We start from the raw sequence: 26,420 nt of genomic DNA, 5'->3' as shown, positions 1-26,420 counted from the left end.
TCCTACAAATCCTCTCACAAAATACCAAGGAGAGGCCGTGCCCGCCGTGTCATCAGACGTGACGCCCGCTTATATCGCGATCGACTGGGGCACGACCAATCGGCGAATCTATGTCCTGACGGCGGATGGCGCCGTGCTAGACACGGTGCGCGACGATCGCGGGGTGCTCGCCATGGCCCCCGGCGACTATCCCAACGAGATCGCCGCGATCCGCGTGCGCTTCGGTGCCTTGCCGATCATCGCGGCGGGCATGGTCGGATCGACACGCGGCTGGCGAGAGGCCGCCTATGTCCCCGCCCCCGCCGATCTTCCGACGCTGGCCGGGGCCGCGACGCGGATTCCCGAACTGGACGTCACGATCGTCCCCGGCGTTTCGCTGCTGACCGACACACGCGCCGATGTGATGCGCGGCGAAGAGGTTCAGGTGTTGGGTGCGGTCGCCGCCGGGCTCGCGCCTGCGGACGCCCTGTTCGCCCAGCCCGGCACGCACAACAAATGGGTGCGCGTCACGGGCGGTCGGATCACGGATTTCGCCACCACCATGACCGGCGAGCTGTTCGCGCTGGTCAAAGGACATGGCATCCTGGCCGGAATGCTCGACGGCCCGGTCGCGGACGGCCCGGCCTTTCGCGACGGCCTGTCGCGCGGGGCGGGCGCCTGCGACCTGACGGCGGCGCTATTTGGGGTGCGCGCCTCGGTCCTGCTTGGCCGGATCGCCGCCGACGATGCGGCATCCTATGCCAGCGGCCTGCTGATCGGCAGCGACATCGGCGCGGTGCCGGACATGGCGGGTCAGACGGTCCATCTCTTGTCCAGCGGGCTGCTGGCCGACCTCTACACCATCGGCATCGAGGCACGCGGCGGCACCGTCGTCGCGCTCGACAGCCATGCCGGTTTCCTTGCCGGACTTCACGCCATTCGGGAGCATTTGTCATGACCGACCCCGCCGAGAACTTTGCCAAGGCCTTTGCCGCCTGCCCGCTGGTCGCCATCCTGCGGGGCCTGACGCCCGCCGAAGCGATCCCCGTCGCCGACGCGCTGGTCGAGGCGGGCTTCACCCTGATCGAGGTGCCGCTCAACTCACCCGATCCCTATGACAGCATCGCGGCGATCGCGGCGCATGTCGGGGACAAGGCGATCGTGGGTGCGGGCACGGTCCTGACCACCGAACAGGTCGACCGGGTGAAGGCGGCGGGCGGCACCCTGATCGTCTCGCCCAACACCGATGTCGAGGTCATCGCGCACAGCGTCGCGCAAGGGCTGATCTCCCTGCCCGGCTATTTCACCCCGTCCGAGGCCTTCGCCGCGCTGAAGGCCGGTGCGCATGGCCTGAAGCTGTTCCCCGCCGAGGGCGCCTCGCCCACCTTCCTGAAGGCGCAGCGCGCCGTCCTGCCGCGCGACGTCGCGGTGCTAGCGGTCGGCGGCATCACGCCCGACAACATGGCCGAATGGCGCGCGCACGGCGCGGACGGGTTCGGCCTGGGCTCCAATCTTTATCGCGCGGGCAAGCCGGCGGCGGATGTCGCCGTGTCGGCGCGCGCTTATGTCGAAAAGGCACGCTGATACCGATGACCGACACGATCCGCCTCGCGCTGGTCGGCATGGGCAAGATCGCCCATGACCAGCATGTCCCCGCCATCGCAGGCAACCCGGCCTTCGAGCTGGTCGCGACCGTCAGCCGCTCGCCCAACGGGGTCGAGGGTGTGCCGCACTTCCACGACATCGACGAACTCGCCAAAAGCGATGTGACGGTCGATGCGGTGGCGCTGTGCACCCCGCCCCAGGTCCGCCACGCCATCGCCGCCGCCGCGCTGGCCAACAACTGGCACGTCTTCCTTGAAAAGCCGCCGGGCGCGACGCTGGCCGAAGTCGCGGTGCTGGAGGAGCTGGCGGCCAAGGCGGGCGTCACCCTGTTCGCCAGCTGGCACTCGCGTTACGCACTGGGCGTCGAGCCCGCGCGCGAATGGCTGTCGACCCGCAAGGTCACCTCGGCCGCGATCATCTGGCGCGAGGATGTGCGCCAATGGCATCCCGGCCAGGCCTGGATTTGGGAAGCGGGCGGCTTCGGCGTGTTCGATCCCGGCATCAACGCGCTGTCGATCGCGACGCACATCATGCCGCAGCCCTTCTTCATCGAGCGTGCGACGCTGGATTTCCCCGCCAATCGCGACGCGCCGATCGCCGCCGATGTGGCGTTCCGCACGACCGACGGCACGCCAGTGACCCTCGACCTCGACTGGCGGCAGGAAGGCCATCAGAGCTGGGACATCGTCGTCGAGACGACCGACGGCACGCTGAAGCTGGCCGAGGGCGGCGCGGTACTGACCCTGCCCGACGGCACGACCCCGCATCGGGAAGAGGGGCTGCACGGCGAATATCCGGGCCTGTACGCGCGCTTCGCCGAACTGGTGAAGGGCGGGCGCTCGGACGTCGACATCGCTCCCCTGCGCCATGTCGCCGACGCCTTCATGCGCGGCCAGCGGCGTGAGGTGGAAGACTTCGTGGAATAAGTCACACCCGACCGGATCGGGATAGGAAAAAAGAAGGCCGGTTGTCCCGCGGGACGACCGGCCTTTTCAGTTCGGGGATGAGCGAAAGGCCGAAGCCTCTCGCCGGGGGGAAGGTTAGAAGTTGATCGTGGTCCCGATCGCGATCTGGCGACCCAGCGCGTCGTAACGCTGCGGCGCGGTGTTGGAGCGCGACAGCGCGACCTGATAGGAATTGGGGACGATCGGCGGCGACTTGTCGAACACGTTGTTCGCGATGATCCGGAAAGCAAATTTCCGCGCGATGTTCCAGCTGAGCGCCAGGTCGAAGTAGCTCTGCGGCGAGATGCGCGCGAACGTGTTCTGGAACCGCTCCGGCGTGCCGCCGATGTCCGGGTTGCCCGAATTGTTCGCCGTGGTCAGCGAGCCGGTATAGCGCCAGTTGAACGACACGTTGAACACCCGGTCCGCCGTCGTCCAGGTGGTCCGCAGGGTGTGCATCCACTTGGGGATCAGCTGGCCGCAGGAAATGCCGTTCGAGAAATAGCCCGAACAATTATACTGGCGACGCAGCGGCGAATCCTGCCCACCGGCCAGCGTCGACAGCGATCCGTTGAAGCCCCAGTCGATCCGACCGGCATTCTTCAGGTCCAGCGAATACTGACCCTGAAAGTCCCAGCCATAGGCGAGCGACCGGTAATAGTTGGTCGTTCCCTGCCGCACGAAACCGCTCGACGGATTGCCCGCTGGCGCATTGGCGATCGAGCCAGTGGTCGGATCGCGCACGATGCCGTTGCAGAAGAACGGATCGCCGTTCGACGCCAGACAGCCCTGCAGATAATAGTCCGCGCCGTTATAGCCGAGCGAGTTGACCAGACGGATCTGATAGCGGTCGGCCGAGAAGACCAGCCCCGGAATGAAGCTGGGCTTCACCACCAGACCATAGGTCAGGGTATAGGCGGTTTCCGGGTCGGCGGTGAAGCCGCCGGTACGCGTCGTGCACCCCTCGGTCGGGCAGAGCAGCGAGGCGCTGCCGTACAGATTGTCCGCCAGCCCCGTCTTGCTGCACAACTCGCGCGAACCCAGCGGCGTGGTCGTCACGGTGCCGTCGGGCAGCGTGCGCGAGACGGGCGCGCAGAAATCGGTCAGCGTCGCGTTGCGGCCATAGTTGATCTGGGTCGCCTGCCGGATCTCGATCACCGTCGGCGCGCGCTGTGCCTTATTGTACGAGGCGCGGAAGGTGATGTCGGCAACCGGCGCGTACAGGCCCTCGACCTTCCAGGTCGAGAAGCTCTTCGGGTTGGAGCTGTACTTCGATACGCGGAAGCCGCCATTGGTCTGCAGCAGATGCGCGAACGGCTTGTTCTGGATCAGCGGCGCCTGAACCTCGATGTTGGACTCCCAGACGTCCTGGCTCAGCCGCGCGTCCTGGTCGCCAAACTGGTCGACAAAGCCCGCATCGGCGGTCGAGATCAGCCGGTCCTTGCGATATTCGGTGCCCAGCGACACGGCCAGACCTTCATCGGCCCAGGGGCTCTTGATGCCGTACTTCGTCAGGTCGCCGTTCACCACCGCGATCGCGTCGAACAGCTGGGTGATCGTCCGCCGCTGGCCGGTCGCCCCGCTGGAGAACAGATAGTTGGTCAGCGCGTTGCTGCCCGACCCGGCACGGAACGCATCGAAGGGGATGCAGGACGGATCGGTGCCGTTGACCACCGAGCGGCAGGTCGGCGTGCCATTGACCGACACGACGTCCAGCGCGCGGTTCACCCGGTCGTTCTGCGACGTCGGGCCGAGATACCAGTCCTGCTGGTTGCGGGCATAGACCCCGCCCACATCATAGGACCAGGCATCGCCGATATTGCCACGCACGCCGCCGCTGGCGCGGAAGCCCATGTTGACGAAGCGGTCGGCCTGGGCGGGCTGTCCGTCGAAGCGATACCGCACGTCGAGCGGCACATAGCCGGTGCTACCCGGCGCACAGCCCAGCGCACTCGCCTGACCACCGGACAGGAAAGGATTGTCGCAATTCACCTGATAGGGCGTCGTGCCCTGCACCGAATAGGCATAGACACGGCGCGGCGTCGGGTTCTCGGAGGTGTCGCGGAACCAGATTCCATCACCATAGATCTCGACCTCGGGTGCGATCTTGAAGTTGACGAAACCGCCCGCCGTGTAGCGCTCATTGGCGCGCTGGAACGACACATCGTCATAAGGGTTGGCGGCATTGCCAGCACCGGGGCCCCAGGGGACGAAGGTCCGCGAGCCGTCGGGATTGTTGACATATTGCGCATTGGCATTGGGTCCCGATACCGGCGAGACGAAGCCGCTGCGCGAATAGGTGGACAGCGGCGAACAGGACAGCGCTGAGTCCTTGGTCAGCTGCGCTACCGGGCACGCCGCATAGGAGCGCGCGCCGTTCTGGACGAGGTCGGCCTGGCGATAGTTGAAGAAGCCCGAGACGTTCAGCCGGTCGTCGAGCAGCTTCTTGCCCGCCGTTACCGTCAGGTCGGCCCGGCCGCCGTCATTGGTCAGCCCGCGCGCCGATGGAAAGCCCGCGGCATTGGCGATCGGCGTGACCAGCGTGTCCTTGTTCAGGTGGTTGTAGAAATTGTAGTTCGCATCGACGCGGATGCCGTCGAAATCCTTGCGCAGGATGAAGTTGACGACACCCGAAATCGCGTCCGAACCATAGACCGAGGAAGCACCGCCCGACAGCACGTCGACGCGCTCCAGCAGGCTGGCCGGGATGATACCGGTGTCCTGCCCGTTCTGGGTGCCCAGGCGCTTGCCGTCGACCAGCACCAGCGTGCGCTCGAAGCCCAGATTGCGCAGCTTGATCCGCTGACGACCGTCGGAATCGGCATAGTTGGACTGGGCGTCGGGCGCGACCTGCGGCAGGCGGTTCAGCACCTCCTCAACGTTGAGCGGGGCCTGCGCCTGGATGTCCTGGCGCGTGACCGAGGTGATCGGCGCGGCGGAGGCGAGGTTGGGACGGGTGATGCGCGTGCCGGTGACGATGACCTCGCCGCCGCTGGTTGCCTGAGGCGTACCGCTGATCGCGGCGGCGCGGGTCTGGGCGGCGTCGGCGCTGATCGAGCTGTCGTTATCGTCCTGGGTGGTGCCATCCTGGGCGGTCGATCCGACCTGCTGCGCGGCGGCGGGTGCGACGAGCATCAGCGAGGCGGCGGACAGCGCCAACCATGATGCGGAGTGCTGGATTTTCATGAGGTCTCCCCTTCATCCCGGCCGATGGGCCGCCGGGTAGAGGGAAAAGGACAATGTGTTTGACGTAAGAGGTCAATACCTAATGCATACCTATGCATCACCCATCCTTACATTCGGGCGCCACTGTCACCCAAAAGACACAAATAAAAACGATTTCAATGCTTTAAGTTGGTTGTCAGCAATGTTTTGACACGATGCCTCGCCCTCTACGTCAGTGCCCATGCCGAGGGCTCTTCTCGATTCGAGCAAGTGGTTCCATATCGGTCGCCTCTGCCCTTGCAGCTTTCGTATTCCCCCCGCAGTATCGGCCGAAGGTGCGGGCGGGATAGCCCCCGAGGGGATGGAGCAGATAATGCAGGACGAACGGCGTGCTTTTCTCGGCGGGATCGCCTCACTCGCAGGAATCGGAGCGGGGCTTGCCGCACCCGTGCGTGCACTCGCCAAAACGGCTATGGGTGGCGGGTCCAATGCGATGATCGTGTCGACCTGGGACTTCGGAGCGCCCGCCAACGACGCCGCCTTCGCCAAGGGGCGCAGCGGCGGATCGCTGATCGATATGGTCGAGGCGGGCGTGATGGTGCCGGAGGCCGATCCGAACAACCATTCGGTCGGCTATGGCGGCTATCCCGATCGTGACGGGCATGTGACGCTGGACGCGGTGATCATGGACGATGCGGGCGGCGTCGGCGCGGTCGCTGCGCTGGAGGACACGGTTCACGCCATCTCGGTCGCGCGCGCGGTGATGGAGCATACGCCCCACACCTTCCTGGTCGGCGAAGGCGCGACCCGCTTTGCCCGCGACCGGGGTTTCCCGCGCGTCAACCTGCTGACCCCGGAGGCGGAAAAGGCCTGGCGCGACTGGCTGAAGACGCAAAACTACAAGCCCGTCGCCAATAGCGAGACCGGCACCTATGGCGCCTGGCGTCCCGGTACGCCCGGCGGTGCGCTCGACCATGACACGATCGGGATGCTGGCGCGCGATGCCAGTGGCCGGATGGCGGGTGCCTGCACGACCTCGGGCATGGCGTTCAAGATGCGCGGACGCGTCGGGGACTCGCCGCAGGTCGGGTCGGGTCTCTATGTCGAGCGCGGCATAGGCGGTGCGACCTCGACCGGGCTGGGCGAGGAAGTCACCCGTACCGTCGGCACCGCGCGCGTCGTCGCCTCGATGCGCCATGGGCTAAGCCCGCAGGCGGCATGCGAGGAAGCCGCCAAGCATATCGCGAGCCTGCGCGGCGATGCGATCAAGGGGGTGCAGGTCGGATTCCTGGCGATGGATACGGCCGGGCGGGTCGGGGCCTACTGTCTGTTGCCGGGCTTCACCTATGCGGTGACCGACGCGGCAGGCAGGACGCGGGTGGAAAAGGCCCCGTCGCTGTTCAGGGCCTAAACAATCCTCCCCGGCACGGGGAGGGGACCGCCGCGAAGCGGTGGTGGAGGGGGCGTGCCGCTAAGCGAGTCCCTTGCGGAAGCCCCCCTCCGTCAGGCCTTCGGCCTGCCACCTCCCCGTGCCGGGGAGGATCAATTCGCTTCACCCCCATCGGCGATCAGCGCGTTCAGGTCGCGTAGCGCCTTGACCAACCCCAGCCCGCGCGGACCCGCGATATAGCGCGGTGCCCATTCGGGCTGGAACTTCTCCTTATAGGCCCGCAACCCCCGGAAGCCGTAGAAGCGCTCGCCATGCCGGAAGACGAGCGCGGCGACCTTCGCCCAGGTCGGGGCCATGCGCCGCCCGCCGACACCCGATAGCGGCGCCAGGCCCAGTGCGAAGCGGCCATAACCCTCCGCCTGACCCCACAGCATCAGTTCCACGAACAGATAATCCATTACCCCGCCGGGCGCGTCCTCGACATGGCGCATCAGGTCGACCGACAGCTCGCGCTTCTCGCCCGCCTTCCAGAGATTGGCGAAGGCGACGATCCGCCCCTCCACCCGCACCACCGCACAATCGGTCAGCGCCAGATAGGCCGGGTCGAACCGACCCAGGCTGAAACCCTTCTCGCCATGGCCCTTTTCCAGCAGCCAGTCGTCGGACACCGCTTTCAACTCGGGCAGGATGGCGGGCACCTCGGCGGCGGGCACGATGGCGAAGGTGGCATTCTCCCGCGTGCGAAAGCGGTTGAGCGTCTGGCGCAACCCGCGCATCCGCCCGCCCTCCAGCGCGAAACCGGATAGGTCGATCAGCGCCTCCTCGCCATATTTGATGATCTGGAGCCCCATCTCGATGGCGATCTCCAGCGCTTCGGGCGTGATCTGATAGAGGAGCAGCCGCCCCTGCGCCGCGTCCGCCATGGTACGCAGCTGCCACAACAGGTCGGCCCAGGCCGCGCGCGGGCCGACCGGATCGCCCATCGCAATCCAGCTGCTGCCGCGAACCTGATACATGACGAAGGCATCGCCCTCCGGCGAGAACAGGAAGCGCTTGTCGCCCAGCAGTGCCAGTGCGGCATCGGTCCGCTCGGCCTGGTCGACCACGGCGCGCACCTGCTCCATCGCGGGGTGGTCCGCCTCGCCCGGCGGTGCGGCAAGGAACAGCCGCCACAGCCCCGCCCCCGCCAGCATCACCGCGACGCCTAGGCCAGCACGCAGGAAGCGCGAAGGATCGTCCGACAGCGCGAACCGCCACCATAGCGATTCCCGGTAATCGACATGCTTGTACGCGAAAAAGCCGATCCAGGCGGTGCCGACGATCACCACCGCCACGCTGAACAGCCAGGCGGGTGACAGCGGCCGCGCGACCAGCGACGTCCGCCGGTAAAAGGCGCGGCGGCTCATCTGGAGAAGGAGCGCGATGGTCAGGCAGACCGCCGCTTCCTCATAATCGATACCCTTGGCCAGCGAGAAGATCGCCCCCGCGACCAGCAGCGCGCGCGCCGCCAGGCTCGCCCCGTCGAGCCGCCGATAAAGGCCCGGTGCCAGCAGCAACAGGCCGGTGCCGACCAAGCTGGCCGCAAAATGCGACGCCTCGATAAAGGGCAAGGGCACGATATGGACGAGCTGATGCACGCGCTGCGGAATGGCGGGCAGCGATCCCGACAGCAGCAGGATCGCGCCACCGCCGAAACAGGCGGCACTTAGCAGCGTCGGCGCGATGCCCAGCAGCACGCGGCGGACATCGCGCAACGCCTTGATCGGCCGCCGCCGCGCCTCGTCCCAGGCCAGCAGCGCGATGCCGAGCGCCAGCGGCGCGAGATAATAGAGTACGCGATAGGCGATCAGCGCGGCGAACAACTCGGTCCGGTCGACCGGTACGGTCGCCAGCACGACCGCCTCGAACACGCCGATGCCGCCGGGCACATGACTGACCAGAGCGACGATGATCGCCAGCGCATAGGCGAGCAGGAAGGCGGGCAGCAGGTCGATCGACGCGCCCGGCAACAGGACGAACAGCGCCGCGCTCGCGCACCCCAGGTCGAGCGAGGCGATGCCGATCTGGGCCAGGGCCTGGGCGGGCGTGGGCAGCGGCACGCTCCACGCCCGCCAACCGACCCGCTGGCCGGGCCGCAAGGCGCAGAGCAGGATCAGCCCCAGCGCGCCCGCGACCACCGCGCCGCCCAGCCAGCGGACCATGGTCTGGCCCAGCACCAGTGTCTCGACCGTGACCGGCCCTTCATGGAACAACAGGCCCAGCCCGGTGACGGTGAACACCCCGAACCAGAAGGTCGCGCTGGCAATCGCGATGACGCGCGCGATGTCCGGCCCGTCCAGCCCGGCGGCGGCATAGACCCGGTATCGTGCCGACCCGCCTGTCAGCAGCGCCAGGCCCAGATTGTGGCTGAGCGTATAGCTGGTGAACGAGGCGGTCGCCGCCGTCCGCCAGCGCAATGGCTTGCCGATCACCCGCAGCGCGATCACGTCGTAGAAGGTCAGCGCGATATAGCTGGCGATGGTGAAGCCGACCGACAGCATGATCTGGCGCGGATCGATGGCGTAAAAGGCGCCGCGCACATCGGACAGCCGGACCGAACGGGTCAGGTGATGCAGCGCCGACAGACCCAGCGCGACCAGCAGCACGACCGCGCCGACCGCCAGATAGCCGCGCTTGGCCCGGCCATAGGCGATGATCCGGTCGACCATGGTCGCAAGCCGGGAGGACGATGTCACGCCATAACCCCCGCCACCATCGAACCAAAGGTCGGTTTCGCCACCCCATGCCCTTGCGTCACACGCCAACCACTTCCGTTTTCAGACCCCGCCATCACGGAACCCGGCGGCATAAAGCGCCGCCCGGCCCCGCTGCCTTACGGGCACATGACAAGTTCGTCACGCGCCACCTGCCCTTCACATGACAGAAGCGTCATGCTTCGCCCACGCTTCGCTCAGGTCATGGCGGCTATGCAGACGGGGTGAAAGCATCGCCCCTGCCCGCCGTCCAGGCCCCCATGATCGCCGCGCCGCGTGTGCTGCCGGTGGCCGCAGGAAAGTGGCCGATATGAAGGGGCTAAGGATCGTCGGCTGGGGCGCGGGGCTGGTCGCGCTGGTCGGTGGCGCCGCGACGGCGCTGCTGGTCGGGCATATGCCGCTTCGCGCCGGGCCGCACCGGCCATCGACCCTCTACGGCGCGACCTTCGCCCCCGTCGGGGAAGATCGGCCGGGCCTGGTCGTCACCAGCCTGCGCAGCGATGTCGAGGGCGATCCCATGCCGCCAGTGAAGCCCCCGCTGCATGTCGGCGATACGGTCATGACCATCGACGGCCACCCCGCGACATCCTTCGCGATGCTGCGCGACGAGGCCGCGCGGCGTATCGATTCGCCCGTCCAGTTGGAAGTCGCGCGCGACCATGGCCTCCTTACGATCACGCTGCTAAGGAGCGCGTCGGGAGGACAGCGTGGCCAACAGGATTTTGCTGATCGAAGATGATCGCTCGACGGCGGACTACATCGCCAACGGGTTGCGGGAAGAGGGATTCCTGATCGATCATGCCGCGAACGGGCGCGATGGCCTGTTCCATGCGACCGACGGCACCTATGACTGCATCATTCTGGACCGGATGCTGCCCGGCATGGACGGCATGTCGGTGCTGGCCGCGATCCGCGCGGCGGGCATCCAGACGCCGGTGCTGATCCTGTCTGCGCTGTCCTCGCCCGAGGACCGGGTGGCGGGGCTGACCTCCGGCTCGGACGATTATCTGACCAAGCCGTTCGTCTTTGCCGAATTGCTGGCCCGCATCCGCCTGCTGATCCGGCGCGGCGGCACCACCGGTAACGCGCCGCAGACCAAGCTGGTGTGCGACGATCTGGAGATGGATCTGCTCGCCCACCGCGTCCGGCGGGCGGGCAAGCCGATCGACCTGCAACCGCGCGAATATCGGCTGCTCGAATATCTGCTCCAGCATGTCGACCAGGTGGTGACCCGCACCATGTTGCTGGAAGGGGTCTGGGATTTCCATTTCGATCCCAACACCAACGTCACCGACGTGCATATCAGCCGGTTGCGCAAGAAGATCGACGAAGGTTTCGCCCGCCCGCTCCTGCATACGGTGCGCGGCTCGGGCTATAAGCTGGGGGTCGAGAAATAGCACCGGCGGTCCTCCGCTCGACCACGTTGCGTTTCGCATTGCTGGTCTTTGCGCTGCAACTGGTCGGCGCAGGTGCGATGGTGGCGACCGTGCGCCATCTGACGCGCAGCGAGATCGCCGATCAGGCGGAGGACGCCGCCAGCGACCTGCGCGACGAGCTGTCGGGCGTATGGCTGTCGGGGGGCCAAGCGGCGGTCCGTGCCGCGGTCGACCGGCGGATGACCACCGACCGCCTGCCGCTGTCGGTCATCCTGCTGACCGATCCGCGCGGACGGTTCGTGGCGGGCAACATCGCCGATTGGCCGCCCAACGTCCCCGCGCCCGGTTCGGCAACGATCGAGATCTTTCGGATCGGCCATTCCCAACCCGAACGGATGCGGGTGATGGCGACCCGCCTGCCCGATGGCTCGCGAATGCTGGCGGGCCATGTCATCGAGAGCGAGCTGCGCGTCGCGCTGGCGATGGAAGAGGCGATGGGGGTCGGCATGGCCGCCGCCATCGTACTCGCCGCACTCGCCGCCTGGGCCGCCGCGCGGATGATCGAACGGCGGCTGGAGGATACGGTCGCCACCGCTCACGCGGTCGCGGGCGGCGACCTGTCGCGCCGGGTCATCCCCAATGGCGGTGACGATGCGTTCGACGCGCTGGCCCAGGCGGTCAATGCGATGCTCGACCGGATCGCGCTGCTGATGACCGAATTGAAGGTCGCGACCGACGGGCTGGCACACGACCTGCGCTCCCCCCTCACCCGGCTGCGCGCGACGCTGGACCGCGCGCTGGCCGAGAGTCGGGACGAAAATGCCCGCGTCGCGGTCGGCCGCGCGCTGGAGGAAGGCGACCGGCTGCTCGCCATGCTCGACACCGCGCTGCGCATCAGCCGGGCCGAAGCGGGCCTCGGCCGCGACGCCTTTGTCGACGCCGACCTGGCCGAGATGGTGCGCGACGTCGCCGACATGTTCGAGCCGCTGGCCGAGGACCGGGGGATGACCATCCGCGCCGAAGGGCCCGAGACGCTGGTCGCGCGTGTTCACCGCGAGCTGCTGGGTCAAGCCGTCGCCAACCTGATCGACAATGCGCTGAAATATGGTGCGGGCGAGATCACCGTGCGGGTCGAGCCGGGCCCGGTGCTGATCGTCGCCGATGACGGCCCCGGCATCCCGGCGGAACGCCGCGACGAGGCGTTGAAGCGTTTCGGCCGGCTGGACGCGGCAAGGACCGAAAGCGGCGCAGGCCTCGGCCTGTCGCTCGCCAGCGCGGTGGCGCATCTCCATGGCGGAACGCTGGCGCTGGAGGACAACGCGCCGGGGTTGCGCGTCCGCCTGACGCTGACGCCCGACACGCGCTCCGCGGCCTGAGCGACGGGGATGCCGCTTACGCCGCGACGTTCCCCGTACGCTCCAGCTTGCCCCAGCCGACGATCCAACCGCCGATCGCCGAACTGATCGCGCGCAGCACGACCCAGTACATGATCTGGCGATAGACCAGCCGCTGCGCGACCAGCAGATGCGCGGGGTAACGCACCCGGTTGCCATCCAGCCGGTACGCCAGCCAGCCGCACAGTACGTCGATCGAGGTGAAGGCCACCCAATAGGCTGCCATCTGGAACACGTCGGTGCTGGTCTGCGCCCAGCCATGTTGCGCGACACGCATCGCAGTGCCGATGACCGACAGGATCAGCGCCAGGTCGATCAGGGGCGAGATAGCGGCGAAGATGATCTGGAACAACCAGGCCTGGGGTAGACCGACCCGTGCCAGCCCCGCGGGCCTGCCCGTGCGCAGCACGGCGCGGTGCTTCCACAGGCATTGCAGCGTGCCGAACGCCCAGCGATAGCGCTGCTTGGCCAGCGCCTTGAAGCTCTCGGGCGCTTCGGTCCACGCCACGGCGCGCGGATCGTAGGTGACGCGCCATCCGGCCCGCTGGATCGCGATGGTCAGGTCCTGATCCTCGGCCAGCGTGTTTTCGGGATAGCCGCCCACGGCATCCAGCGCCGCGCGCCGCCATGCACCCACCGCGCCCGGCACCACCGTCATCGCGTCGAACCCGGCGAGCGCCCGGCGCTCCAGATTCTGCGCGGTGATATATTCGACCGCCTGCCAGCGGGTGACCAGGTTTACCCGGTTCCCCACCCGCGCATCGCCCGCCACCGCGCCCAGCTTGGGGTCGGCGAACCAGCGGGCGAGCTTGGCGATCGTCTCGGGCTCGAACTGGGTATCGGCGTCGAGCGCGATCAACACCTCGCCCGTCGCATCCTGAAGCGCACGGTTCAGCGCCGCCGCCTTGCCGCCATTGGCCAGCGTCAGCAGCTGGACGCGCGGTTCGCCCGCAAAGGCCTCGCGCACCACGGCGCTGGTGCGATCCTTCGACCCGTCATCGACGACGATGACCTGAAGGCCGGGATAGTCGCTCTCCAGCACGCGCGTCACCGACTGGACGATCACCCGCTCCTCGTTGAAGGCGGGGATGATGACCGAGACGCTGGGCGTATATTCGGGGGGCACGGGCTTCGACTTGCGGCCCTGGAACCAGGCCAGACCCGCCATGACGACGGCGCGTGCGATGCCAAGCGCGATGGCGAGATAGAAGAGCCACGCGAGCGCGGCCGATACGAAGGCCAGGAAGACGAAGATGGCCACATCGGTCCGCACCGCCAGCAGGTCCCTGCCCTCGACTTTCGGCATCGCCTGGTCGCGGCTGATCCCGACCAGTTGCGAGGCGGGGACGAAGCGATACCCCTGCGCCCGCAGCGTATCGATGATGCGCGGCAGAGCCTCTACCGTCTGTTCGCGGTCGCCGCCGCCATCGTGGAGCAGCACGACATTGGCCGAATTCTCCTCGGTCGCGCCGTGGACCTGATCGATGGTCTGCTGGACGATCTGGTCGACGCCCGGCCGCTGCCAATCGTTCGGATCGACGTGCAGGCCGACGACCGTATAGCCCAGATTCTGCGCGACCAGGGCCGGGCCGATCTCGTCGCCCGTGGTCGGCTCGGCGTCGCCGAAATAAGGCGCGCGGAACAGCGTCGTGGAACGGCCGGTATAGGCCTGAATCAGCCGCTGGGTGGCATTCAGCTCCAGCTTGATACCCCGGTCGCTGGTCGTCGCCATGTTGGGATGGGTATAGCTGTGATTGCCCAGCTCGCTGCCGTCATCGACGATGCGGCGGAGCAACTGCGGATGTTGCAGCGCATTCTCGCCGATGACGAAGAAGGTCGCCGGCACCCGCTCGCGTTCCAGCACGTCGAGGATCTTGGGCGTCCATTCGGGATCGGGCCCGTCGTCGAAGGTCAGCGCGATCGTCTTGGGCACCGCGCCGGCCCGCTGCACGACATAGGGGGTCGGAAGCGTCTGATAGACTTCGTTCCGAATGATGCCGTCCTTGTCGTAGCGCAGGGCGCGCTGTCCATCGGTCGGCTGGGCGGTGATGCGCAGGATTTCGCCCGGCCCCTCGACATCGGCATTCAGCGGCGAGGTGATCGAACCCAGCCGGGGAATGACGCCGCGCGCCGTGCTACGAAACGCCGCGAAGTCGGCCCACAGGCCGGGGTCCTCGCTGCCCAGCTGCCAGAAGGCGACATCGTCTATGCCCAGCTGCTTCAGCGCCTGAAGCTGGTTCCAGCTGGTGGCCGCGTCGAGCATCCAGACGGTATGATGTTCGCCATTCTCGTCATAGGCGAAACCCGCATTGCCGCTGGCCGGGTCGAACGTCACCTTGGCCTGGCTGTCATGCGCCATCAGCCAGGCTTCCTCGATCGACTTGGCTTCGGCGGGTTCGGCCGGGCCGTCGGCCTTGGTCGGCCAGTCATAGGCATAGCTGCCCAGCGCGACGATCAGCTTGTCGCGGCCGACCTCGCGCAGCGCCTTTTCGGTCGCCTGGAGGAACCAGGGCTGCGACGCGATCGGGCCGGGGGTGCCGGTCTGCCAATGCTCGTCATAGGCCATCAACATGACCCGGTCGACGACCTTGGCGAGCCGCTGGAGCTGCCACGCCTCGTCCTCGGCGGGCACGGTCACGGCCAGCACCGCGCCCTTGGGCAGGTGCGCCTTGATCCGCTGGAGCAAACGCGGATAGCCGGGCATCGCGCTGGCGGGCAGATTCTCGAAGTCGATGACCAGACCCGACTGGCGATTGGCCGTGATCGACTGGCCCAGCTGGGTCGCCAGCTTTTCGGAGGCGGCGGGGCTGGCGATGATCCGCGCGATCGCCTGGCCGTCCCATTCGTCATTGGCCAGATTCTGGACCATGGGGAGAAGACGCGGCGGCTTGGCGGCGCGAGCGATCAGCGTCGCCAGCTTGGGATCGTTGTTGATCTGCAGCTCGGCCTTGGGACCCGCGACGTTCATCAGCGAGGGGACCAGCCAGTCGATCTGGCCCATATGCGCGCGCAGCGACGACAGCGCCGAGTCGTTGCCCGGCGTATAGAAGGCGATGGTCAGCGGGGTATGCCCCTGCGCCACCGCCTTACGCGGCAGCCACTGGCCGCGCCGCCCCTTCAACTGGGCGGTGGGCTCCAGCGTCATCGGCTGGCGGCGCGCGAAGGGCAAGGGCAGCACGCCCGAATTGGGCACCGCGACCAGCGTCGTCGCAAAGGCGATCGCCGCGATCACCACGGACAGGATCATGACCGCGACCCCGCGCCGGGCCCATGTGCCCCGGCGTCCGGTGGGATCGAAAAAGATCGGGTTGGTCACGGGCATTGGTCCTTGGTGCATGGGTCCGGCGGGAAAGCGGCATTCCGCCATCCGACGGTCCCTATCGCGCTGCCCGATGGCAGATCACGCGCATAGAGCGCGTGATCGCAACATTACAGATTTTTCATAACGCTTCGTGAAGCGCTGTTGGGGGCCCGTGACAATGGGCGGACAATAGCAGTAGGACAGGCCATGTCCGATCTCTTGGCGCGCCATCGCCGCAACGGCCGCAATACTGTCGCCGCGATCCTGCTGCTGGTCATCACCGGCCTCGCTATCCTTCTCTATTCGGGAAGTTATTTCGACCGAGACCCGTTTGTCCGCTTTGCCGCGCAGGGCCGGGCCCAGCCGATACTGGTACTATCGCTGTCGGGCGATATGGGGCTTCGCTATGGGATGGGCGGGGTGATCGCGCGCAGCTTGAGCGCGGCGGGAATCCCGGTCAGCGGGGTCAACTCGCCGGTCCTGTTCCGCCATCCCCGCACGCGGGGCGAGGTCGACGCGCTGATCGCCGATCTGGTCCGCCGCGCCGCGCAGGAAGCAGGCTCGCGCCGGCTGGTGCTGCTCGGCCAGTCCTATGGCGCGGATATGTTGCAGACCGGCCTCGCCCGCCTGCCCGCCGATCTGCGCGCGCGCGTGGCGGCAATCATCCTGGTCGTGCCGGGCGAGACCGCCTTTTTCCGCTCCGATCCGTCCGGGCTCGCCTATCGCGGCAAGCCCGACAGCTGGGGCATCACGACCGCGCGAACGATCGACTGGGCCCCGCTGACCTGTATCTACGGCATCAAGGAGAGGGACAGTCTCTGCCCGCTGCTGAAGCAACCCAATGCCAAGGTGATCGCGCTGCCGGGCGGCCATTACATGAACCATGACGACGCCGCCCTGACCGCCCATGTCCTCGCCGCCGTCCGGCGAGCCCGGTAGGTCGGGGCGACGTTCAGGAACCGATCAGGCGGTCACCGGCTCGATCGGCGCAGCGGTGCCCGGCTTGGTCCGCCAGACCGCTGCGACGCCTTGCTCATAGGGTTTGGCTAGGACGGTCGAGACGGTCATGTAGCGCGCGGTGGCCGCCTCGCGGGTCAGGGTGAGGTGCAGCCAGCCCTTGTCATCCTGATCGCAGAAGCGGACCACCTTGGGATTGGCGGCGGCGATCTCGCGGCCGATGCCGGGCATCAGGTCGCCCCAGGACGGGCTGGTGATCGAGGTGCCAGCGAACTCCGCCGCGACCAGCGTCCCGTCCGCGTCATACAAGTCGTTGGCCCAGGCGGCATGGCTGTCGCCCGACACCACGACCGGACGGCTGCCCGCCCGCCGGAACGCCGCGTACAGCCGCTCGCGCGCCGCCGGATAGCCGTCCCAGCTGTCGAAATTGAGCGGCAGGCCCGCCCGATACGACGCCTGAGCCTCACCGAGCTGGCGCCGTGCGTCCTCGGAAAGCCGCTCGGTCAGCTTGGCATAGCCCGCCGCACCCATCTGCTTCTCCAGGTCGGGCCCATCGATCCGGGCCATCACGACCTGATTGCCGATCACTTGCCACGGCGTGCCCGCCTGGACCGAGCGGGTCAGCGTCCGTTCGATCCAGTCGAGCTGGCCAGCCCCCAGCAGTTCGCGGTCGGGCCGCGCGCGTTCGGCCATCATCGTCGCATATTCGTCGGGCTCGGGCGCCTCCCCCTTGGCGCGAACCTGCTTGGAACGGGCCAGCAAGCGCGTCTCCAGCATGGCCAGCGTTGCCAGGTCGCCGAACTCGAAGCTGCGGTTGATCGCCTCCCATGGCTTACCGGGCAGCGGATCGCGGATCGGCATCCACTCGAAATAGGCCTGCATGGCCGCCGCCTTGCGCTTGGCCCAGTCACCCTCGGTCTTGGGATCGTGGTTCTCCGCACCGCCGATCCAGTCGTCATTGGCGACCTCGTGATCGTCCCAGACGCAAATGAAGGCGGTGCGGGCGTGCGCGGCCTGCATGTCGGGATCGCGCTTCACCTGGGCGTGGCGCATACGATAATCGGCCAGCGTCACGATCTCGTGCGCGGGTTCGGGCAGGCGGTTCAGCTTGCGGCCGATCGCCGCGCCATAGCCCTCCGCGCCATATTCATAGATATAGTCGCCCAGATGCAGCACCGCATCCATCCGCTCCGCCTTGGCGATGGCGTCATAGGCGTTGAACAGGCCGCCCGGATACAGCTGGCAGGATACGACCGCCAGGACCAGATCCTCAACCCGACCACGCGGCAGGGTGCGGAAACGCCCCTCGGCCGAACGCCGACCGTCCGCCGACTCGAACCAATAACGATAGTCGCGGCCTGGCCGCAGGCCGGTCACCTCGACCTTGGCGGTGAAGTCCCGCGCGGCGCGCGCCGCGACCCGGCCGGTACGCAGGCCCACCGCATCGCGACCGTCCAGCGGCGCGACATGCCAGGTCAAGGGGATATCAGCCCCCTGCCCCTCGGCAGGCGTCGCGCGGGTCCACAGGATCGCGCCATCGGGCGAAGGATCGCCGCTCGCCACGCCGTGATCGAACCGGGCGACCGCCGGGGCGGCCTCCGCCATCGTCGACAGGGCCAGGGTCGCCCCGCTGCCCATCAGCGTGATCGCGCGGCGTCGGTTCATCATCGTCATCATATCGGTCCTTTCGCCGCCGTCGCTAGGCCCGGCGAACGACAGAGCGATGGCGGTGCTGTGACGGTTTGGCGACAGGGTAGAGACTGTCACAGAAACGACTTGCGCAGGACACCAACTGGTAATCCCTTTCGCCTAGGCGGCAGCGAAAGACGATTCTTCCGGGGGGAATAAGATGAATGTGATCGTGCGCCGCGTGACGCTGGCGACCTTGCTTGCGGGTCTCAGCCAGCTGGCGCTTGCCCAGGTGGCGGGTGCCCAGGCGATGATCCAGCCGCAACAGGATGCCCGCGACGCCAACGACAATCCCGACGTCATCGTCACCGCGCAGAAGCGCGAACAGCGGATCGAGGATGTTCCCCTGACCGTCAGCGCGGTGTCGGGCGCGCGCATGGCCGATATCGGCGTCAACTCGCTGTCCGAGGTCGCGCAATATATCCCCGGCCTGCAGATCCAGGAGCAGAGCGCGAACAACCCGGGCTTCGTCATCCGCGGCATCACATCGGACTCGGGTTCGGCGCAGCAGGGCGCGCGCGTCACGCTCTATTATAACGGCGTGGACATCAGCCGGACGCGCGGCGCCTATCAGGACCTGTACGACATCGAGCGGATCGAGGTCGTGAAGGGGCCGCAGGCGACCCTGTTCGGCACCGCCGCCGCGGTCGGTGCGATCAGCATCATCTCGGCCCGCCCCCATGCCGGGACCGAGGGCGGCATCCTGGCCTCCTATGGCAATTTCAACCGGACCCAGGTGTCGGGTTACCTCAACGCGGGCAACGACACGCTCGCCGGGCGCATCGCCTTTGCGTACAAGTTTCGCGACGGCTATGTCCGCAACATCGCGGGCGATGCCAATGTTCCCAACCAGAACCAGGGCCGCGTCGACCAGGACGATCTGAACGGCCAGGACCAGCGCGGGGTGCGCGGATCGCTGCGCTGGACGCCCAATAGCTCGGTCACCGCCGACCTGATCCTGACCTATGACGGACAGCGCAATCCCGGCACCGCGTTCAAGAGCCGCGTCTTTGCCCCCACCGGCGGCCAGACCGGCGACTACGGCTATGCCGAGCTGTCGGGCTCGCCCTTCTCCGCCGAGGTGCTGGGCGCCCGCAAGTTGGGGCTGACCCGCAACGTCTATGACGCGAACCTGACGGTCGCGGTCGACGTCGCGCCGGGCATCACCTTCACCACGGTCAACGGCTATCGCCGGTTCGACGCGCTCGAAATCTTCGACGCGGACGGCGGCCCGGCCTGGTATCTGGAATTTGCCGAGGATGCCAAGGGCGACCAGTGGAGCCATGAAAGCCGCTTCGCCTTTGACGGCCAGCATTACCGCGCCTCGTTCGGCTGGAACGCGTTCTTCGAGAATGGCCAGCAGCGCGTGCCCTTCTCGACCGAGGAAGGCACCTATCTCGCCTGTTCCGTCACCCCGCTCTTCGCCCCCATCCGCCAGCTTCTGAACGGCGCAGGGATACCCACCGGCACCGGATGCGTCGCCGCGAACGGCACCATCCCGGCGACCCGCGCCACCGCGATCCTGTCGCGCGGCGCGGCGACCGTGCTGCCCTACAGCGCCAGCTTCGCCAATTACGGGCGCAACAACACCTATTCGGTGTTCGCCGACGCGACCTGGATTCCGAGCGCGGCGCTGGAACTGACCGCCGGTGCGCGCATCCTGATCGAAGATCGCACGTCCCGCTATAGCAACGTCATGCCCGACAGCCGCCTGCTGGCGGGGGCGGGCGTCTTCACCAGCCTGCTGGGCGCGGCCAATACCAAGGGCCAGCTGTTCGAGGCGCAGCGCAGCTATGCCGCGATCCTGCCGCGCTTCAACGCGCTTTATCGCCTGAGCGACAACGTGAACCTCTATGCCACGGTCAGCAAGGGCCGCCGCTCGCCAGTGGTTCAGCTGGATGCGCAGCGCATCGTACCGCTAACCGTCGCCAATTCGGGTGCCATTCCCCGGCTTCAGATCGTGCCAGAGGAGGATGTCTGGAATTATGAAGGCGGCATCAAGGGGCGGGTCGGCCCGTTCACCGGCGCGGCCTCGGTCTTTTATCAGCGTTATCGCGGGTTCCAGGTCTCGACCTTCGAGAACGGGCTGGCCGTGACGCGCAGCGCGGGGTCGGCGAACAATCTCGGCGTCGAGCTGGAGGGCAATGTGGCGGTGCATCGTTGGCTCAGCCTGTTCGGCAGCTTTGCCTATATCGATGGCGGCATCGCCAACGACCCGGCCAACGGCGTGTTCGCGGGCAACCGCTTCCGGTTGCAGCCGGAGATCACCGCCTCGGGCGGCGCGACCTTGCGCATTCCGGTCGGGTCGTCGGCGACCTTCTACGCCACGCCCAGCGCCAATTACCGATCGAAGGTCTATTTCGAGCTGCCCAACAGCGAGGCGATTGCGCAGGGCGGCTATACGCTGGTCAACCTGCGCGCCGGGGTCGAGTTCGGCGATCAGGGCCGCTTTCATGTCGGTGGCTTCGCGCGCAACCTGACCAACAAGCGCTATCTGATCGACGCGGGCAATACCGGCGGCACGTTCGGCACGCCGACCTATATCGCGGGCGAACCGCGCTTCTACGGCGTGGAGCTGGGCGCGCGGTTCTGAGTGTGTGTTTTCCTCCCCTGCAAGGGGAGGGGGACCATGCGCAGCATGGTGGAGGGGTATCCCGCTCTCGATAGGGCGACACCCCTCCGTCAGGGCTTCGCCCTGCCACCTCCCCTTGCAGGGGAGGAATTCTTCCATGGCTTGGTTATCGCCACTTAACCGCTTCCTAACCCCCTGCGCCGTAAACGCATCTTGGGGACCATGGGTTGGGAAGCGGATAACGTGCTGCGCTGGTTGATGTTGGTGGCGACGCTCGCGGTCGCGACGTCGTGCACGCCGACCCGGCACCCGCCCGCCCGTCTGACGCTGGACGTGCCGCCACCGACAGCACGGACGCTGCTACGACAGCTGGCGCTCGACGTGCCCGACGAGGATCTGCCCGACACGATTGTCGGCAATACCCCGATCGAGATGGCCGCCGCCCCCGCCTTTGCCGGCGTCGCGCGGACCGCCACCGATGCGGCGCGCGCGGCCGAATGCCTGACCGCCGCCATCTATTACGAAGCCCGGTCCGAGCCGGTCGACGGCCAGCGCGCGGTGGCGCAGGTCGTGCTCAACCGCGTCCGCGACCGCGCCTTTCCCAAAAGCATCTGCGGCGTCGTCTATCAGGGCTCCGGCCGCCAGACGGGATGCCAGTTCAGCTTCACCTGCGACGGATCGATGCTCCGCCCGCGCGATCCCGCCGCCTGGAGCCGCGCCGCCGCCGTGGCGCAGGCCGCGCTGGCAGGCCTGGTCTATGCGCCGGTGGGGGCCGCGACCTTCTACCACGCCAATTACGTGCTGCCCTGGTGGGCGAGCAGCCTGAACCGCATCGGCGCGGTGGGCAGCCATATCTTCTACCGCTGGAAAGGCGCGCTGGAGCGCGACCTGTCCTTCCGCCAGGACTATGCCGGGATCGAACCCAGCATCCCCGTGCCCGCCCCCATGCCGACACCCGACGCCGCTCCGATGGCGGAGATGGTGAACGGCGTAACGATCCATCGCGGCGAACAGCGGATCGAGGCCGCCGAAGCTGCCGCCGCCGTCCCGTCACCGCCCTCGATCGCCCCCGTCACCACGGCGGGCGTGCGCGTGCATCGCAACAGTTTCGGCCATGACGGCCCGGACATGACCCGCGGCGTGGTCATCGGCGAAGAGCGCGATCCGGGCTAAACCGTCCGCCGGGTCTCACCCGATCGCGTCGATCCAGTCGGGCAGGTCGCCCAGCCGCTCCAGCTGCCGGAAGCGCGGATGGTCGACCGAAGTCTCGCCCGCCTCATGGCTCCAGGCCAGTGGCTGCGGGATATAGGCCGCCCATGCCCCCGCCTTGAGCGCGGGCAACACGTCGGAGCGCATCGAATCCCCCGCCATCACCGCCTGTTCGGGGGCGACACCATGGCGGGCGAAGATCTGGCGGAAGGTGTCGGGCGTCTTATCGCTGACGATCGCGACATCGGCGAAGTGCGAACCCAGTCCCGACGCGGCCAGCTTCGCCTCCTGGTGTAGCAGGTCGCCCTTGGTCACCAGGACCAGCCGCCCGCGCGTCTCCAGCGCCTCGATCGTCTCGGCGATGCCGTCGAGCAGGTCAACCGGATGCGCCAGCAACTGCCGCCCCGCCTCCAACAACCGCGCGATCAGGTCGGTGGGCAGCGTCTCGCCCGCCAGTTCCACCGCCGTCTCGATCATCGACAGGGTGAAGCCCTTCGCGCCGTAACCATAGAGCCGCAGGTTGCGCGCCTCGCACGCCTCCAGCGTGGCGCGCGCCACCCGCGCCTCGGCAAAGGGGGCGAGCAGGCCGACCAAGGCTTCCTCGGTCGCCGCGAAGTGGCGCATATTGTGCCAGAGCGTATCGTCCGCATCCAGGCAGATCAGTTCGATGGTCATGCCGTGTCTCCCATGGGCCGCGCTCCCCGACATCACAATTCGCGGATGATCCGCAACCCCAGACGCGGCCGGAACCGCTCGCCCCGCGCCCGCTCGGCACCGACGCCACCCTGCACGCCCAGCTTGCCGATCGCGCGGTGGACCTGCGGCATCAACAGCCAATAAGCGCCCTGGCCGTTCTGGCGGTTCACCTCCAGGCCCAGCACCGTGTCGGGATTCACGTCGTAAAAGGTCGAGTGGTTGATGATCGTGCCCGTCTCATTGCCTTCGCGCAGGGTCACGTCGCCGACGCCCAGCATCGTCATCGTGCTCCACCGCTCGCCGAACCGATTGCCGAGCAGCCAGAGCAGGGTCGAGGTCCAGCCGCCTTCCTCGCGATCGTGCAGCCCCAGATACTGGACGCCGTGCACGCTGCGACCGCCCCGGAACGTGCCCAGCCGTTTCTGCAGCCCCATCTTATACTGGACGACGCGGTTGTTGATCAGCGGCAGCTCCAACTCGACGGCCAGGCCGTCCGCCACCGCCAGCTCGACCTCGGGCGCCCATTCCAACTCGCCGCGCGGGCCGGTCAGGTCGCGCTGGGCCAACGCATTGACCTCGATCTCGCCCGCCTTCGCGGTCAGTGGGCGGATCATGTCGAACACCATCGGCTCGGGGATGTCGGGGCCGTCCTGTGCCAGGGCCGGACCGCTGGCGGCGGACAGGAAAAGCGCCATGGCCCAAAGGCTTTGGCGGCGGATGTTGGACATGATTGTGCTCCCGGCGATACGCATGACCGCGGTGCCGGCTAGTTCTGCCCGCGACGGGATCAGGCGTGCGGCTCGTACCGCCGCGCGCCCGCGCCCATCGCGGCCTGAACTCCCATGACCAGCGCATCCACCGTGAAGGGCTTGGTCAGCAACTGCATACCCGTCGACAGATGCCCGCTGTTCAGCACCGCGCTTTCCGCATAGCCCGTGATGAACATGACATTCAATTCATGTCGCAATTCGCGTCCCGCCTCGGCCAGCTGACGCCCGTTCATCCCGCCGGGCAGGCCGACATCGGTGACCAGCAGGTCGATCCGCTGGTCCGAGCGCAGCACGGCCAACCCCGCCGGACTGTCCGCCGCCTCGATCACGCGGTACCCCATGTCGCGCAGCACGTCGGCGATCATCAGGCGCACGGTCGACTCGTCATCGACGACCAGCACCGTCTCGCCCGCGCCCAGCGGTTCCTCGGGCACCACGATCCGATCGATCCGGTCGTGCTCGGCCGGGCCGTGATGGCGCGGGAGATAGAGATAGACCGTCGTCCCCTCGCCCGGCGTGGACTGGATACGCACCTGCCCGCCCGACTGTTTGGCAAAGCCATAGATCATGCTGAGGCCCAGTCCCGTCCCCTGCCCCAGCGGCTTGGTGGTGAAGAAAGGATCGAACGCCTTTTCGATCACGTCCGGGGTCATGCCGGTGCCGGTATCGGTGACCGACAGCGCCAGATACTCGCCGTCCGGGATATCGCCGAACCGCACGTCGTCGCCGTTCAGGTGGCGATTGGCCATCTGGATCGTGATCCGCCCGCCATCGGGCATCGCGTCGCGCGCATTGATACACAGGTTGAGCAGCGCATTCTCCAGCTGCGGCGCGTCGACCAGCACGGTCCATAGGCCGTCATGCCCCTGCGTTTCCAGCGTGATGGCAGGGCCGACCGTACGCTGGATCAGGTCGGTCATGCCGCTGACCAGCGCGGCGATGTCGGTCGGCCGGGGGGCCAGGGTCTGCCGCCGTGAAAAGGCGAGCAGCCGGTGGGTCAGCGCCGCCGCGCGCCGCGTCGCCCCCTGCGCCGCATCCATGTAGCGATCGACATCGGCCACCCGGCCTTGCGCCAGCCGCAGCGCCATCAGCTCCAGCGAACCCGAAATCCCGGCGAGCAGGTTGTTGAAATCATGCGCCAGCCCGCCGGTCAGCTGGCCCACCGCCTCCATCTTCTGGCTCTGGCGCAGGGCCTCTTCGGCGCGCATCAGCTCGGCGGTGCGGTCGGCGACCCGCTGCTCCAGTTGGTCGGTCAGCGCGCGCAGCTCGGCGATGGCGGTATCCCGCTCGACCTCCAGCGCGCGGCGGACGCCGACATCGATCATCACGCCGGGAAATTGCACTGGGGTGCCGTCGGGTGCGTGATCGACCCGGCCGATGGCCTCCACCCAATAATACCGCCCGTCGGGCCGGCGCACGCGATATTGGTGCGCATAAGGCCCGCCCCGCGCGATCGCCTCCCACACCGCCTCGGACAGCCCGGCGCGATCGTCGGGATGGACCACTCCGACCACTTGCATCACGTCCAGACCGTCATGACCGAGCACCGGATCAAGACCGAAATGGCGCGCGAAGGGCTCGTCCACCGTAAACCGCTCGGTCCGCAAATCCCAGAACCAGGTGCCGATGATCGCCCCGGCCTCCAGCGCCAATTGCACCCGCTCGGCATGCAGCTGCGCCCGCGCCTCGCTCTCGCGCAGTTGCTGTTCGACCGCGATCCGGTCGCTGATATCGAAGCTGACGCCGGGAAAGCGCACGCAGCGCCCGCTATCGTCGGTAATGCAACGCCCGCGTGCCGAGACCCAGTGGATCGAACCATCGGCCTGAACCAGCCGATATTCGGACACGAAGCGCCCGTTTCGGTCGCCCTCGCCCGTTCCCGCCATCGCCTCGGCGATTTCGGCCTCGACGCGCGCGCGGTCTTCGGGATGAATACCCTGGAAGAACTGGGCGATCGGCATTCCCGCCTCCGCCGCGGCTGGGTCGACGCCGTACATCGCCGCGAAGCGCCGATCCGAACGGACCGAGTCGGTCAATACGTCCCAGTCCCAAAGACCGACATGCGCGCCCGAGTTGAGCGCCAGGTCCAGCCGCTCGTCCGCCTCGCGCTGCCGCCGTTCGGCCAGCACCCGGTCGGTCGTCTCGCCGGTGACGCAGATCATGCCCGCGATCCGTCCCTGGTCGTCATAGACCGGCGAATAGGAAAAGGACCAATAGGCTTCTTCCGGCCTGCCGTCGCGCGACAGGTCGAGGCGCATGTCCGTCACCTTCGCCACGCGACCCGACAACGCAGTATCGACCAGCGGCGAGATGTCGTCCCAGATACTGCCCCACAGGATGCGGAACGGCGTACCCATCGCATGCGGCGCGCGATAGCCCAGCATCGGGCGATAGGCATCGTTATAGAAGGAGACCAGTTCCTCCCCCCAGACCAGATACATGGGTGCCGGACAGGCGAGCATCGTTGCCAGATGGCAGCGCAGCGCGGCAGGCCAGGTCTGGGGACAACCCAGGCTCGTTGCCGTCCAGTCGAGATTCCTGATCTCATCGACCACCTGGCCGGAAATGCCGTCCAGAAATGCAAAAGCCGGGGAGTGAGCCATGATTCCATCCTGCAACA

17 protein-coding genes are annotated in these 26,420 nt (G+C 67.4%); 10 read left to right on the top strand and 7 right to left on the bottom strand.

Annotated elements, in window-relative coordinates:
• The first annotated feature begins 46 nt into the window (after window positions 1-46).
• The 3 genes from SB4_RS13925 to SB4_RS13915 are packed head-to-tail and all read left to right on the top strand — an operon-like array spanning window position 47 to window position 2,510.
• Window positions 47-937: a 2-dehydro-3-deoxygalactonokinase gene (locus SB4_RS13925; protein WP_058753049.1), complete on the top strand. Its 891-nt coding sequence runs from the start codon at window positions 47-49 to the stop codon at window positions 935-937.
• The gene (locus SB4_RS13920) at window positions 934-1,563 is read left to right on the top strand and encodes a 2-dehydro-3-deoxy-6-phosphogalactonate aldolase (RefSeq protein ID WP_058753035.1); all 630 of its coding nucleotides are present in this window, start codon (window positions 934-936) and stop codon (window positions 1,561-1,563) included. Before SB4_RS13925 ends, SB4_RS13920 begins: the two co-directional genes overlap by 4 nt.
• Before the next feature lie 5 nt (window positions 1,564-1,568).
• Window positions 1,569-2,510 carry a Gfo/Idh/MocA family protein gene (locus tag SB4_RS13915; protein WP_058753034.1) on the top strand — a complete coding sequence of 314 codons (942 nt, stop codon included), beginning with the start codon at window positions 1,569-1,571 and terminating at the stop codon, window positions 2,508-2,510.
• 114 nt (window positions 2,511-2,624) lie between these two features.
• On the opposite strand, the gene SB4_RS13910 is transcribed toward SB4_RS13915, so the two are convergent.
• Complete coding sequence (locus SB4_RS13910; RefSeq protein WP_058753033.1) at window positions 2,625-5,714, bottom strand: TonB-dependent receptor plug domain-containing protein; 3,090 nt, start codon at window positions 5,712-5,714, stop codon at window positions 2,625-2,627.
• Between the two features lie 352 nt (window positions 5,715-6,066).
• On the opposite strand from SB4_RS13910, the gene SB4_RS13905 reads away from it, so the two are divergent.
• Entirely contained in the window at window positions 6,067-7,104 is a 1,038-nt protein-coding gene (locus tag SB4_RS13905) for a glycosylasparaginase (protein WP_058753032.1), read from the top strand.
• Window positions 7,105-7,235: 131 nt separating this feature from the next.
• Here SB4_RS13905 and mprF read toward each other — a convergent pair whose 3' ends face one another.
• Window positions 7,236-9,791, bottom strand: coding sequence for a bifunctional lysylphosphatidylglycerol flippase/synthetase MprF (gene mprF, locus SB4_RS13900; protein WP_058753031.1), 2,556 nt, complete (start codon window positions 9,789-9,791; stop codon window positions 7,236-7,238).
• A 355-nt stretch (window positions 9,792-10,146) separates the two neighbouring features.
• Between mprF and SB4_RS13895 the strand changes: the two genes are divergently transcribed.
• Genes SB4_RS13895 through SB4_RS13885 form a run of 3 tightly spaced genes read left to right on the top strand, consistent with a single transcriptional unit; the run spans window position 10,147 to window position 12,588 of the window.
• Entirely contained in the window at window positions 10,147-10,575 is a 429-nt protein-coding gene (locus SB4_RS13895; RefSeq protein ID WP_193753825.1) for a PDZ domain-containing protein, read from the top strand.
• Window positions 10,544-11,233 carry a winged helix-turn-helix domain-containing protein gene (locus SB4_RS13890; protein WP_058715613.1) on the top strand — a complete coding sequence of 230 codons (690 nt, stop codon included), beginning with the start codon at window positions 10,544-10,546 and terminating at the stop codon, window positions 11,231-11,233. Before SB4_RS13895 ends, SB4_RS13890 begins: the two co-directional genes overlap by 32 nt.
• A 26-nt stretch (window positions 11,234-11,259) precedes the next feature.
• Window positions 11,260-12,588 carry a sensor histidine kinase gene (locus tag SB4_RS13885; protein ID WP_241488627.1) on the top strand — a complete coding sequence of 443 codons (1,329 nt, stop codon included), beginning with the start codon at window positions 11,260-11,262 and terminating at the stop codon, window positions 12,586-12,588.
• A 16-nt stretch (window positions 12,589-12,604) separates the two neighbouring features.
• On the opposite strand, the gene SB4_RS13880 is transcribed toward SB4_RS13885, so the two are convergent.
• Window positions 12,605-15,922 (bottom strand): trifunctional glycoside hydrolase family 18/polysaccharide deacetylase/glycosyltransferase family 2 protein, encoded by a 3,318-nt coding sequence (locus tag SB4_RS13880; protein ID WP_058753048.1) that lies wholly within the window; start codon window positions 15,920-15,922, stop codon window positions 12,605-12,607.
• Window positions 15,923-16,114: 192 nt separating this feature from the next.
• Between SB4_RS13880 and SB4_RS13875 the strand changes: the two genes are divergently transcribed.
• A complete protein-coding gene (locus SB4_RS13875; protein WP_058753028.1) occupies window positions 16,115-16,846 on the top strand; it encodes an AcvB/VirJ family lysyl-phosphatidylglycerol hydrolase in 732 nt (243 codons plus the stop codon).
• 24 nt (window positions 16,847-16,870) lie between these two features.
• Here SB4_RS13875 and SB4_RS13870 read toward each other — a convergent pair whose 3' ends face one another.
• Window positions 16,871-18,541 (bottom strand): alkaline phosphatase D family protein, encoded by a 1,671-nt coding sequence (locus SB4_RS13870; RefSeq protein WP_241488626.1) that lies wholly within the window; start codon window positions 18,539-18,541, stop codon window positions 16,871-16,873.
• 172 nt (window positions 18,542-18,713) lie between these two features.
• Between SB4_RS13870 and SB4_RS13865 the strand changes: the two genes are divergently transcribed.
• Together SB4_RS13865 and SB4_RS13860 are read left to right on the top strand one after the other, a co-directional pair.
• Complete coding sequence (locus SB4_RS13865; protein ID WP_058753027.1) at window positions 18,714-21,146, top strand: TonB-dependent receptor; 2,433 nt, start codon at window positions 18,714-18,716, stop codon at window positions 21,144-21,146.
• A 201-nt stretch (window positions 21,147-21,347) separates the two neighbouring features.
• Entirely contained in the window at window positions 21,348-22,298 is a 951-nt protein-coding gene (locus SB4_RS13860; protein ID WP_241488625.1) for a cell wall hydrolase, read from the top strand.
• 15 nt (window positions 22,299-22,313) lie between these two features.
• On the opposite strand, the gene SB4_RS13855 is transcribed toward SB4_RS13860, so the two are convergent.
• From SB4_RS13855 to SB4_RS13845, 3 genes are read right to left on the bottom strand one after another with little or no spacing between them, the layout of a single operon-like run.
• Entirely contained in the window at window positions 22,314-23,009 is a 696-nt protein-coding gene (locus SB4_RS13855; RefSeq protein WP_058753026.1) for an HAD family hydrolase, read from the bottom strand.
• Window positions 23,010-23,041: 32 nt separating this feature from the next.
• On the bottom strand, window positions 23,042-23,758 hold the full coding sequence (locus SB4_RS13850) for a hypothetical protein (RefSeq protein ID WP_241488624.1): 717 nt from the start codon (window positions 23,756-23,758) through the stop codon (window positions 23,042-23,044).
• A 59-nt stretch (window positions 23,759-23,817) separates the two neighbouring features.
• Window positions 23,818-26,403 (bottom strand): PAS domain-containing hybrid sensor histidine kinase/response regulator, encoded by a 2,586-nt coding sequence (locus tag SB4_RS13845; RefSeq protein ID WP_058753045.1) that lies wholly within the window; start codon window positions 26,401-26,403, stop codon window positions 23,818-23,820.
• Between the last annotated feature and the right edge of the window lie 17 nt (window positions 26,404-26,420).

The sequence above is a fragment of the Sphingomonas sanguinis genome, assembly GCF_001476905.1.
Taxonomy (GTDB): domain Bacteria; phylum Pseudomonadota; class Alphaproteobacteria; order Sphingomonadales; family Sphingomonadaceae; genus Sphingomonas; species Sphingomonas sanguinis_B.
This window is presented reverse-complemented; position numbering and strand designations above follow the sequence as displayed.